Genomic DNA, 11853 nt, shown 5'->3' with positions numbered 1-11853 from the left:
CCATTCGATGTAGGCTTATTACGGTACAACGGAATAGGTAATAAAGTTTCTCCGCTACGTAGTGGAGAGCACGTGTGGACATATGTTGTGTAAAGCACTTGCCAGCTTGGTGTCTCTTCTTCTGCGACTTCTTCTGAGTTTAAATCACGACCAAGCATACGCATTTTCGGCGCAAGTAAACTCGCTTCCGACAATCTATCAAAACATACATCGACGAAATCAGAGTGGTTTCTTGGGTGTAAGCTGTCTTGCTCAGGGCATACCACACGCACAAAGAACTCGCCTTCGCCCATCACAATAGGAAACTCTCGCCCTAACACTTGTCCGTTAAAGCGCAATGCATCCATAAGGCCATTAATCGCTTTATCAACCGCGCTTACCGTTGTGTTATCAAAACACTCAAATTGCAATTCTACTACGTACATCTATTTATACCGCTGGCTCTAGTTGTGCTAAAAAGTCCGCTAAGTTTTCCGCGAGAACATCGCGATTCTTAGTTCCTAGGCGTTCTAAAACTACGTTACCCGTTAGGTTACAAATAGAAATTACGTCCAGCTCTGCATCTGTCGCCGCAATAAACACGGTGGGTTTCAACTTTAGGCGGCGCTGAGTAACAAGGTGACCCAGAATATTTTCTTGAAGACATTCAAAATCTTCATCACTCCAAATTTGCAGAAGTGTTAGCTCATTACCTTGGTAAGTTGCGTTCATATCTGCGCTATATTGAGCACCGTAAAAAGTTTTTATATCTTGATGCAACTCAAGTTCAATGCCAGTTTCAACATTTGAAAAATCAGCATGTTGCTCGCGTGGGTAGCTTTTCCACAACACCGCATCACCACTTTTTCCTTCTACGCAAGGTGACACGATATCCACCAACTCTTCATTGAGAGGTAAGCTTTGGTGCTGCTCTTGCCATGCATCAACGTAGCGCTGACTAAAAGAAAACAGTGCATCTTGGGCACATTGAGTCATGAAGATCTCCTAACGCGGTAATATTAAGTGGAATCTGTACCTTTCTGCACCGAGTAAGCGATGACTTAATGACACAGTAAAAGGGATTCAGTAAAATTGGCTCCATTCTAATCGAATTTAAAGCGAAAGTATGAGCAAATATTCTGATGCCAAAGAACTAGCGGGTTTAACCCTAGGCCAAAAAACTGAGTACTCAAACCAATATGATGCAAGCCTACTGCAACCAGTACCGCGCAGTCTAAACCGTGATGATCTCGCGTTAAATGGCGACTTACCCTTCATTGGTCACGATATTTGGACTATGTACGAGCTTTCTTGGTTGAACTCAAATGGACTACCTCAAGTAGCCGTTGGGGAAGTTTTCATCCCTGCAACCAGCCCAAATTTAATTGAATCAAAATCTTTCAAACTGTATTTAAACAGTTACAACCAGACTCAATTCAAAAATTGGGATGAAGTAACCGCTCGCCTAGTTCAAGATTTGTCTAACTGCGCAGGTGAAACTGTACTGGTTAATGTAAATACAGTAACGGATTATACGAATCAGCCTATCGTGACGATGAAAGGTGACTGTATTGATGATCAAGATATTCAAATTAACAGTTATGAGTTTGATGCTGATTTACTAAAAGACGCTGCAAGTTCAGAAGTAGTCACTGAGTCACTGCACAGCCACCTACTCAAATCCAACTGCTTGATCACCAATCAACCAGATTGGGGCAGCGTAGAAGTTGATTACGTGGGTCCACAACTTAACCGTGAAGCTCTTCTGCGATACTTAGTTTCTTTCCGTGAGCACAACGAATTCCATGAGCAGTGTGTTGAACGTATCTTCACCGACATAATGAAATACTGTAAGCCGAGTAAACTCACGGTATACGCACGCTACACTCGTCGTGGTGGGCTCGACATCAACCCGTACCGTTCGACTGAACAAGACAAACCGAGTCACAACAAGCGTATGGCTCGTCAGTAGCTTTGATACCGGACATCATAAATAAACAAGGGATATAACATGCGTTGGTTTTACCTGGTTGGTTTAATTTGCCTAACGATAAGTTCAGCAGTGAATGCGACGATCTACTCATCAACTTTGCTTAACGAAGCCAATAAGTTGGTGGATATCGATCCAAACCAATCAAAGCAAATTGCGACAAACTACCTAAACCAACGCACACTTTCCGATCGGAATGAACAGAGCCCATCGGCGATATCCCGCGAGGACACCGACAACTCACTCAGAACACCGAGTGGCAGTATTGACGCTTATAAGATCCTTGCACAAGCTCAGTACAATTTAGGTAATTTGCGTTCCGCTATTCAGACACTCGGTGAAGCAGAGAAACTCGCTAAACAATTTCTCCTGCCTTATTTAGAGCTTGATGTACGTRTACTAAAAACCAAAATTGTATGGCTTAACGATCGCAGATCCACTTATGCCAAAAACGAACTCAATAAAATCGAAGAACAACTCTTATCAATAAGTAAAACGTTCCAGCTTACAGATAACGTCGCATTTAGGTTAACAATGCTCAAAGCTCAAATAGCATCATACGACAACGATGTGGAAGAGGCAGAAGCCCTATTCAAAAATGCCAAAACCTATCTTGAGCGTCGTCGTTCTGATAAATCTCTTATTGATTATCACACTTCATTTGGTGAGTTTTACCTGACTCACAAAAGGTACAACAGCGCCCTGACAGAACTGCTTTACGGTTACTGGAAATCCGTTGAGGGCAACTTGAGTGCACGTCTAGCAAAAGTGAACTTACTACTCGCACAGCTATTCTTTGAAAGACAAGTGCTTGATAAAGCCTTAGAACACCTGTCACAAGCTGCTGACTTTTATGACAACTATGAAGATTCACCAATCCTTGCTGATGTGCTAAAAAAAATGGGTGAAGTGTACTTCTTCCAAGGTAAGTACAATTTAGCTTTAGTTCACTTCTTTAATGTATTGGATCATGAAAGTACCGACCGCAATATTTCTCAGGTTATCGAAATTCGTCTAAACCTCGCGGCCACCTACTTACGTTTGTATAACTACCCACTTGCAGAGCAATACCTGACTCGCGCTCTAGAACTACTTGAATACTCCAACGCACCGCTACTCGAAGCAAAATCAGCACTAATGTCGTCAGGGTTGGCTTACCACCTCAAAGACAGCAAAAAAGTGATCCGTGAAGCGCAAAGAGGATTGGATTTAGCGAACTCAATTAACAACACTCGCATTACCTTACAAGCATATAACCTACTTGCTATGGGGTATGAACAGGCAGGCAACTATCAACAAGCCTTAGTCAATATTAAGCATTACAATTCATTAGTCGCCCTACAACAACAAAACCTGAACCGAGTCAGCGAAGATGCTTTCAGACAACAAAAAGAGTTTGCAGAGCGTTCTTTACACTATGCATCTCAAGAAGAAGAGCTTGAAGAGTACAAATATGAGCACCGCAAGTTCCAAAAAATCGCTTTTGGACTCTTCTTGTGCGGCATTATCCTGTTCTTCTTTGTTCTTAGACGAGGCTACATAATCCACGATCAACAAAGACAGATTGATGGGTTAAGCAAAGATCTTTACACACATTCTCGTTCAAAATTACGCAATTTACGCATGCTCAACGCGAAACTGTCGACCTCGCTACAGCGCACCAACGAAACTTTTGAACAATGGCAAATGGGCGAACTGATCCACGAACCACTGAACGACCGCTTGCGCTTCGTGATGATTGACCTTCCGTTCTTACGCAATATGTATATCCAAAACGGCTACAAAGCAGGAATTGAATTAGAAGAAGCCTTTGGCGCTTTCATAAAATCGCAAATGGATAGCCCAGCTCGCATGTACCATTTTTCTGATGCAAATTTGCTTTATATTGAGCCAAACGCCGACCGAAACGAATCACCAGAAATGGTTTTCCACAAAATTCAGTCTTGGATTACCGCTTTTGAACCAGAAAGAAATATCAACCGAGTGGTTCGCATTGGTATCGCAGACTACCCTTTCCTTCCGCGAGCTTATACCGCGATAAACGACCAGGAGCTTTTGGATTTACTGCTCATGTCGACTAATTTAGCGCGAGAAGCCAGCTTAAAAGAACACTCTAGCCAATGGGTGTATTTGAAAGCCATTGAGAACGCCCCAGCTGCAAGCCTTGCAACTGGTAACATAAGAGAAGCATGCAAACATGCCATTAATCAGGGGCTAATTAAAATACAATCTTCATATCAGAATGAGGACAGCCTCAAAAAAATGCTAAAAGATGAATAATTATCACGCACTTGATAGCCGAACTAGGTGACGTTATTTTTAGTTTTGTTATTATCACTAATTCGCATTTCATCAATAAGATCATGTTTGATCTAAGTGGTATAAGTTTATATTTCTATGGGTATTCTCGAACAAGATATTCAAGCTCAGCTGCATCAACTGAAATCTCAGTTGGAACATGTGCGTTTGACACAACGAGATACTTCATTCAAATTTAAACGAGAGCAAAAAGTTCTTAAGCGTATTGTTGCATCACTTACTGGTGCATGTGTTGGCAATAACCAACAACTTGATGAGAAGCTGCTCGCTCTAAAAGAAGAGCTAGAACAACAAAAAGACATCAGCACGCTCATACCTCGACTCGCCGTGTTAGAAAGGATGCTCAAGCAGAAAACGTTGGCTATGGATAAACAGAATGGATATCTGGATGACAGTATAAAGCACAGCGGTGAAACTCTGCAGAGAATCACCGGGTTACCTGCGCAGCTTAAGCGCGATCTACGTAACCTACTGAGCTTTTCTGAATGCAATGGCAGCCAAAAGGTTGACCATGCAATGAAGCTGCTCAGCATTTATGAACGTGCCATCAAAATTATGGCAACAAACTCCCGTTCTAACTTTTCAGATAGCGAATACTCCCCAGAACAAGAACTCCTAGCGAGCCTAGCTACAGAGCTTCAACACTTAATCACAGAGTTAGACTTTGAAGGTGAATCTGGTGAGATTCTTATCGATATCCGGGCGAAGTTGCTACTTGGTGTATCGACACAAGCTTTGTTTGAGCTGACACTGCAAGTGCTTAAGTTAGTGATTGAAGGGACTAATTTAGAACGAAAGACATCAGAACAATTCATCGAACAGCTCAATGCCTCCCTCTCTTCTAGTATCAAAACTGCAGACCAAAATACCGACCAAAGCCAAAGCTACTTAGAACACCGACAAGGTTTAAACAGCGAACTTAATGAACTGGTTACCAAAAGCCAAATTTCAGTAAAGAATGCGAAAGAAATTAATTCACTCAAAGATACGATTAACCCTTTATTAAGTCAGATCGCATCTTTGTCAGAACGCCTACGCCACTCGGAAGAAAAAGAGCTGGCACTGGTAGAGCGTATGAATTACGGCAAAGGCCAACTTGATTCGTTGTTTGAAGTCACTCAAGATTACCGCCGCCGCTTAGAAGACCAAGCTCAGCGTATGCTGTTAGATCCTCTAACCAAAGTCTACAATCGTACTGCTTTTACGGATCGTCTTGAGCTGGAATATCGTCGTTGGATTCGCTCGCAACACGCTTTACGTGTCGTGCTATTGGATATCGACAACTTTAAAGCCATTAACGACAGCTTCGGTTATACGGCTGGTGATAAAGCTCTAAAAATCATCGCTCGAACTATAACCAAAGAAGTTGGCGGAACAGACACTGTCGCTCGTTTCTCTGGGGAAGAGTTTGTCTTGCTACTGCCTGAACAAAACGATGATTACTGCCACCAAGTTATCTCTAATATTCAAGAACAAGTTAGCCGTTTACCTTTCAAATTCCGCGACCAGCAAATCACGATCACGCTCTGTGCGGCAAGTACTCAATTTAAAGAATCTGACACACCAGAAGAAGTATTAGAACGTTTAAATAGAACCCTCAATAAAGCCAAAAAGCTGGGTAAAAACCAGTTGGTGTGGCACTAATAACAAATATAAAATTCAATTTACTGCAATTTTTCAAACACTTATCACATCGCAAAACTTCAAATCTTTGCTAAGCTAACTGTTAACAGTTTGCTAAATTATCATTTATTCCTTAATAGTCCTCATCAAAAAGATCCGGGCTCAGTTTTCATCTCTGGTAATTAGCTTTCCTTTTAATAGAACAAGGAGGCACTATGATCACTCATATCAGCCCAGCCGGTAGCATGGATTTGCTTTCTCAACTTGAAGTTGAGCGCCTTAAAAAAACGGCATCTAGCGACCTTTATCAACTTTACCGAAACTGTACCCTAGCGGTACTAAACTCAGGCAGTCATACCGACAATTCAAAAGAATTACTCGATAAATACCGTTCTTTCGATGTTGAAGTAGTACGTCGTGAACGTGGGATAAAACTCGAACTGAGTAATCCGCCAGATCATGCGTTTGTCGATGGTGAAATAATCAAAGGTATTCAAGAACATTTGTTCTCGGTACTGCGCGACATTGTTTACGTTAATATGCACCTCGCAGACAACCAACGCTTAAACCTAACCAATGCTACCCATATAACTAATCTAGTATTTGGTATTTTACGCAATGCAGGGGCACTAACTCCTGGCATTGAGCCTAACCTAGTTGTTTGTTGGGGCGGACACTCAATCAACCCAATTGAATACCAATACACTCGTGAAGTTGGGCACGAAATGGGATTGCGAGAACTTAACATTTGTACGGGGTGTGGCCCTGGTGCTATGGAAGGACCAATGAAAGGAGCCGCGATTGGTCATGCAAAACAGAGATACACTGACCATCGATACCTTGGTTTGACCGAGCCATCAATTATTGCGGCTGAGCCACCAAACCCTATAGTAAATGAGTTGGTGATCATGCCTGATATTGAAAAACGTTTGGAAGCGTTTGTTCGTATGGCACATGGCATCATCATCTTCCCTGGAGGCCCAGGTACAGCCGAAGAACTGCTGTATATCCTAGGTATTATGATGCACCCTGAAAATGCCTCACAGCCACTACCAATCGTATTAACAGGGCCAAAGGAAAGCGAAGCTTACTTCCGCTCTATCGATCAGTTCATTGGCGACACTCTTGGTGAAGAAGCTCAAAAACATTACCAAATTGTCATTGATGACCCAGCTCAAGCTGCAAAAATTATGAGCCAGGCAATGCCTCAGGTACGAGCTCACCGTAAAGAAACAGGTGATGCTTACAGCTATAACTGGTCGTTAAAGATAGATCCTGAGTTCCAAATGCCGTTCGATCCTACTCACGAGAGTATGGCGAACCTGGATTTACATTTAGACCAACGACCTGAAAACCTAGCTGCAAGCTTACGTCAAGCATTCTCGGGAATTGTGGCGGGTAATGTCAAAGCTGAGGGAATTCTAGAAATTGAGCAGCATGGTCCATTCATTATTGATGGCGATGCTGATCTCATGAATAAAATGGATAAGTTACTTAATGACTTTGTTGAACAGCAACGTATGAAGCTACCCGGTGGTTCAGACTACGTACCTTGCTATAAAATCGCCAAGTAGAAACGAAAATACAGCTGTGACTAACAGCTTCATTTCAACTCGTTGGTGAGTGCGTTACTATTAGGGGCTTAATCGTAAGCCCCTTAAATATTGGAACGTTATGTCTATTCATCTTGTGATCATCGATGCATTAAACTTAATTCGTCGTGTGCATTCAGCTCAACCTGACCCCAGCGATATTGCAAGAACCATAACTACTACAACCCGTACTCTGAATCGTATTCTTTCAGAATCTCAGCCAACCCACATCATCGCAGTATTTGATCACCACTTACAAGATCGTGGCTGGCGAGCTGATGTACTTCCAAACTACAAACAAAATCGTAAACCAATGCCAGAGCCGTTAATGGCAGGTCTTGATTCTATTCAACAAGCTTGGTGGGAACTCGGTATTGATTCACTTTTATCAGATGGTGATGAAGCGGATGATTTAGTGGCAACGCTTGCGAAAAAAGTAGCCAGCCATGGAGAGAAGGTAACGATCATTTCCACAGATAAAGGTTACTGCCAACTGCTTTCCCCCACCCTACAAATTCGCGACTACTTTCAGCATCGCTGGTTAGACAAACCCTTTATTGAAAAAGAGTTTGGAGTTAAACCTGAACAACTTGCTGATTATTGGGGATTAACGGGAGTAAGCTCTAGCCAAGTACCAGGGATCCCCGGTGTTGGCCCTAAGGCAGCCAAAGAAATATTAACCGCCTATCAAGATATTGAAGAAGCATATAAAGCCGGTGACCTACCTAAAAAATACCGTAAAAAGTTCGACCAGCACATAGAGTCAGCTCGCGTATGTAAGCAGGTGTCTGCGCTAAAAACAGATATTGAGCTGGGTTTTAATCTGCAAGACCTTCGCTATGAGGCGCCATCAAACTAATTAAGTTTACTCGAGACAGCTAATATATAAACAGATACAAAAATGCCTAACTCATTGAATTAGGCATTTTTCGTTTAAGCTTTATCCGCACAGCGTGACAGACTAAAACCTATCGACTAGCAACAAACTGGTGCTGATTAGTACGGTGAAATATTCGAAAGCGACTGAATATGAACTGTGATCTCTTCGCGGTCGTGATAAAGGTGCTTAGCCTGCATCTTAAATTTCACTTTGTTATCAATAAGGAACTGTTTTAAGTTCTCGATATCTTGTAGAACCTCATCGTAACGACCTTTCATTGGCAGTTTAAGGTTAAATAGAGCTTCTTTCGCCCAACCTTTGATGATCCACTCACCCATAAGGTGTGCTACACGTGCTGGTTTTTCAACCATGTCACAAATAATCCAAGTTACGTTCTTACGGTCTGGTTCAAACTTAAAGCCATCAACCATGTGGTGCTTAATTTGACCCGTTTCCATTAGGCTATCTGCCATCATGCCGTTATCAACACAGTGAACAAACATTGAGCGCTTAACTAGCTGGTAAGTCCAACCTCCAGGACAAGCTCCTAAGTCAACACCCCACATACCAGGTGCTAAACGCTCGTCCCACTCATCACGTGGGATAAATACGTGGAAAGCTTCTTCCAGTTTTAGCGTTGAACGGCTTGGGGCATCTGACGGGAACTTCAGACGTGGAATACCCATGAAAAACTGTGAGTTGTTCATTGGGTAAGAGTAACCGATGAAGCAGTGGCCAGGAGCAATGAAGCACACATGCATTACAGGTTTCTTCGTATTATCTTTTGCTGTCATTAAACCTTTGCCACGCAAAGCTTGACGCATAGGTACCGTAAACTTACGACAGAACTTCAGTAGCTCTTTTGCTTCGTTAGTATCCGGCGTTTCAATACGAATATCACCACAGCGAGGGAAGCCTTCTTTTTCAGAAAGTTCTTCAAGGATCGGAGAGATACGATCTTCTGACGGTAAATCTTTGATTTCAACAGCAACAGCAATCATTTGACGAGCAAAGATCAGTGATTGAAAATCAATGTTTTTTACTAGCTTGTCTGCTTCACCAGCTTGATAGCATTCAAACAATACAAAACCTGTATTGCTCTTTAAACGAGGAAAACCAAACACTTCCAGTTGTGTTGCTTTGTCTTGAATTTCGCCAGCACATTCTTTTTCAAAACCAGAGCGACAATAGAGTAATACGTGTTTCACTTAGTTACCTCATTCATTTTTAAAGCAGCAACGGAGAACATTCCCCAGCCAATAATAAATAGTAGCCCACCCAGTGGAGTTATCGGGCCAAACCATTTAATTCCTGTCAGCGCCAACGCATAAAGGCTGCCACTAAAACAAAGGATGCCGATGATAAAGCAAATCGCGGCAATCAAAAAATACTTTTGCGCTTTTGGGCTAACTTTCAACTGTAATAAGATCCCACAAGCCAGAATAGCGAGAGTATGCAACAGCTGATATTGAACTCCCGTTTGAAATACCTCTAACAGATATTCAGGCAACTTTGCCTTTAATGCATGCGCAGCAAAAGCCCCTAACATAACAGACACAGCACCAGACAGCCCTGCGAACGTAAGCAAGTACTTACCCTTCATTCAATACCTCTTTAATGTAACGTGAGAGGCTCTCAACCGTAACGGCAATATTTTGCTGTTCAGTGTAACCAGAGCTTTTACGTGGTTTAAAGCTGTGGTCACCATCAGGAATAAACTCGACGCGAACAGATTCCGCTAAATCAAAGCCTGAGAATTCTTCTTTCTTACCGAAAGTATCTCGCTCACCTTGCAGTATTAAACAAGGTTTCTTTAATTCAGATAAATGCTCACCTTTGTACTTTTCTGGTTTTCCAGGCGGATGGAAAGGGAATCCTAAACATGCCACACCTGCAACCTTGTCACACTCAGATAAGTGGCTAGCCATACGACCACCCATTGATTTACCGCCAATAACAATCTTAGCTGCATCTTGTGAATCAATAATGTCTTGATAGGCTTCCAACAGTTTAGGCGCTCTGTCTGGTGGCCTACGCTTGCCATCTTCAGCTCGCTTAATCATATAAGGGAAATTAAAACGAACTACACGGATCCCTTTAAACGCTAATCCTTTTGCCACCGACTGCATGAACTCATGATCCATGCCTGCACCAGCACCATGTGCAAAGATAAAGGTGATTGGATTGTCTTCACCATCAATAATGACGTTATTCATCGAGCAAGTCCTCTTGTTCACTTTGCGCTTTAGCCAGCATCCAATCTCTGAAAGTAGCAATTCGTCCCATATCAGCTTGCTTCTCGTGACACACCACGTAGAACGCATTTTTACTGACAAGTACTTCATCAAACGGGGCAATCAAGCGACCGGCCTCTATTTCAGGTTGTGCCAGTACGTTGTTACCCAATGCAACACCCTGGCCGTGAGCCGCAGCTTGCAAAACCATAGTTGAGTGACTGAATATAGGGCCATGGTTAACATTCACCCCTTCGATATCGTTCTGCTTAGCAAACTGCTTCCAATCTTTTCTTGATGTATCGTGCAATAGAGTGTGACATGCCAAATCATTTAGTGATTCTAATGGCTTCGTGCCCAATAGCACCGACGGTGAACAAAGTGGGATCAAATATTCTTGATACAATTTGTCAGCTCGAAGGCCTGACCAATTTCCTCGGCCATAATAAATAGCGACATCCACGTCGTCGGTAAGCGATCCCTCGTCCATATCGACCGCTTTTATTCGAACATCAATATCTGGTTGCTGCTGGTTAAAATCCGCTAAGCGCGGAACTAACCACTGAATGGCAAAGCTCGGCGGTAAACTTATCGTTAGCGCGCCTTTCTCACTTCTCTCAAGAACCTTATCGGTAGCTTCAGCTAATGAAGTAAAAATATCTTTGATATCTAAGAAGTAACTTTGTCCTTCTTCAGTTAAAAGCAAAGAGCGATTCCTACGACGGAAAAGCTTTAAAGATAAGAACTCTTCCAATGCTTTAATCTGGTGACTTACTGCAGCTTGTGTAACAAATAATTCTTCAGCGGCACGCGTAAAACTCAAATGGCGAGCGGCAGCTTCAAAAACTCTTAGCGAGTTTAATGGAGGTAATCGACGAGACATAATCACTCTCTAAATGTGCATTAGTTTTTTTTATCTGAAACATTATAAATTGTCCATTGTCTAGAGGCGAGAGAAATTCTATATTTCATCCCGCAACGCTAGCCTGAACGGCTTGATTCTCTCTAGAATCAATTGGCTTAGTGGTTGCGATGTTGTGTTTGCAAACTCGTACTTTTCGAGTTAGGTAGGATTCTACCAAATGTTTTGTTGCGATTATTGATTGTAACGAAACATATACTTCCTGTATTTATTTTGACCTGTCTGTCAAATTTTTTCGCACCGCCTTTATGGCGGTGTTTTTTTATCTGCACTATTAATAATTTATAAAAGTATCAATTAGGTACAAGCTATTC

The 11853-nt window shown here is 42.3% G+C and carries 11 protein-coding genes; 5 read left to right on the top strand and 6 right to left on the bottom strand.

The window, feature by feature from the left end; all coding sequences use genetic code 11:
* Both L4C33_RS14945 and syd read right to left on the bottom strand, forming a co-directional pair.
* Nucleotides 1-425, bottom strand: a 425-nt coding sequence (locus L4C33_RS14945; protein ID WP_428813218.1) for a DUF2310 family Zn-ribbon-containing protein, incomplete at its 3' end; no start/stop codon positions are given.
* A 4-nt stretch (nt 426-429) separates the two neighbouring features.
* Nucleotides 430-975 carry a SecY-interacting protein gene (gene syd / locus L4C33_RS14940; protein ID WP_428813217.1) on the bottom strand — a complete coding sequence of 182 codons (546 nt, stop codon included), beginning with the start codon at nt 973-975 and terminating at the stop codon, nt 430-432.
* Nucleotides 976-1105: 130 nt separating this feature from the next.
* On the opposite strand from syd, the gene queF reads away from it, so the two are divergent.
* The 5 genes from queF to xni all read left to right on the top strand — a co-directional run bounded on the left by queF (nt 1106) and on the right by xni (nt 8362).
* A complete protein-coding gene (gene queF / locus L4C33_RS14935) occupies nt 1106-1951 on the top strand; it encodes an NADPH-dependent 7-cyano-7-deazaguanine reductase QueF (RefSeq protein WP_428813216.1) in 846 nt (281 codons plus the stop codon).
* Between the two features lie 39 nt (nt 1952-1990).
* Complete coding sequence (locus L4C33_RS14930; RefSeq protein ID WP_428813215.1) at nt 1991-4249, top strand: tetratricopeptide repeat protein; 2259 nt, start codon at nt 1991-1993, stop codon at nt 4247-4249.
* Nucleotides 4250-4366: 117 nt separating this feature from the next.
* Nucleotides 4367-5932, top strand: a complete 1566-nt coding sequence (locus tag L4C33_RS14925) for a GGDEF domain-containing protein (protein ID WP_428813214.1) — start codon at nt 4367-4369, stop codon at nt 5930-5932.
* A 194-nt stretch (nt 5933-6126) separates the two neighbouring features.
* Nucleotides 6127-7485 (top strand): nucleotide 5'-monophosphate nucleosidase PpnN, encoded by a 1359-nt coding sequence (gene ppnN / locus L4C33_RS14920; RefSeq protein ID WP_428813213.1) that lies wholly within the window; start codon nt 6127-6129, stop codon nt 7483-7485.
* Nucleotides 7486-7585: 100 nt separating this feature from the next.
* Nucleotides 7586-8362, top strand: a complete 777-nt coding sequence (gene xni, locus L4C33_RS14915; protein WP_428813212.1) for a flap endonuclease Xni — start codon at nt 7586-7588, stop codon at nt 8360-8362.
* A 137-nt stretch (nt 8363-8499) separates the two neighbouring features.
* Here the strand turns inward: xni and rlmM are convergent, their stop codons facing one another.
* The 4 genes from rlmM to L4C33_RS14895 are packed head-to-tail and all read right to left on the bottom strand — an operon-like array spanning nt 8500 to nt 11500.
* Nucleotides 8500-9591: a 23S rRNA (cytidine(2498)-2'-O)-methyltransferase RlmM gene (gene rlmM / locus L4C33_RS14910; protein WP_428813211.1), complete on the bottom strand. Its 1092-nt coding sequence runs from the start codon at nt 9589-9591 to the stop codon at nt 8500-8502.
* Nucleotides 9588-9986, bottom strand: a complete 399-nt coding sequence (locus L4C33_RS14905; RefSeq protein ID WP_428813210.1) for a DUF423 domain-containing protein — start codon at nt 9984-9986, stop codon at nt 9588-9590. The genes rlmM and L4C33_RS14905 overlap by 4 nt, the downstream gene beginning before the upstream one ends.
* Nucleotides 9976-10599, bottom strand: a complete 624-nt coding sequence (locus tag L4C33_RS14900) for an alpha/beta family hydrolase (protein ID WP_428813209.1) — start codon at nt 10597-10599, stop codon at nt 9976-9978. The genes L4C33_RS14905 and L4C33_RS14900 overlap by 11 nt, the downstream gene beginning before the upstream one ends.
* Nucleotides 10592-11500 carry a transcriptional regulator GcvA gene (locus tag L4C33_RS14895; protein ID WP_428813208.1) on the bottom strand — a complete coding sequence of 303 codons (909 nt, stop codon included), beginning with the start codon at nt 11498-11500 and terminating at the stop codon, nt 10592-10594. Before L4C33_RS14895 ends, L4C33_RS14900 begins: the two co-directional genes overlap by 8 nt.
* Between the last annotated feature and the right edge of the window lie 353 nt (nt 11501-11853).

Origin of the sequence: Vibrio makurazakiensis (genome assembly GCF_050337375.1) — a bacterium.
GTDB classification, from domain to species: domain Bacteria; phylum Pseudomonadota; class Gammaproteobacteria; order Enterobacterales; family Vibrionaceae; genus Vibrio; species Vibrio makurazakiensis.
The sequence above is the reverse complement of the archived record's forward strand: the minus strand, read 5'-3'. Positions and strand labels throughout refer to the sequence as shown.

Excerpts from the sequence above, each read along its gene's own strand:
- syd (WP_428813217.1), bottom strand. The coding sequence starts at position 975 with ATGACTCAATGTGCCCAAGATGCACTGTTTTCTTTTAGTCAGCGCTAC.
- queF (WP_428813216.1), top strand. The coding sequence starts at position 1,106 with ATGAGCAAATATTCTGATGCCAAAGAACTAGCGGGTTTAACCCTAGGC.
- L4C33_RS14925 (WP_428813214.1), top strand. The coding sequence starts at position 4,367 with ATGGGTATTCTCGAACAAGATATTCAAGCTCAGCTGCATCAACTGAAA.
- ppnN (WP_428813213.1), top strand. The coding sequence starts at position 6,127 with ATGATCACTCATATCAGCCCAGCCGGTAGCATGGATTTGCTTTCTCAA.
- xni (WP_428813212.1), top strand. The coding sequence starts at position 7,586 with ATGTCTATTCATCTTGTGATCATCGATGCATTAAACTTAATTCGTCGT.
- L4C33_RS14905 (WP_428813210.1), bottom strand. The coding sequence starts at position 9,986 with ATGAAGGGTAAGTACTTGCTTACGTTCGCAGGGCTGTCTGGTGCTGTG.
- L4C33_RS14900 (WP_428813209.1), bottom strand. The coding sequence starts at position 10,599 with ATGAATAACGTCATTATTGATGGTGAAGACAATCCAATCACCTTTATC.
- L4C33_RS14895 (WP_428813208.1), bottom strand. The coding sequence starts at position 11,500 with ATGTCTCGTCGATTACCTCCATTAAACTCGCTAAGAGTTTTTGAAGCT.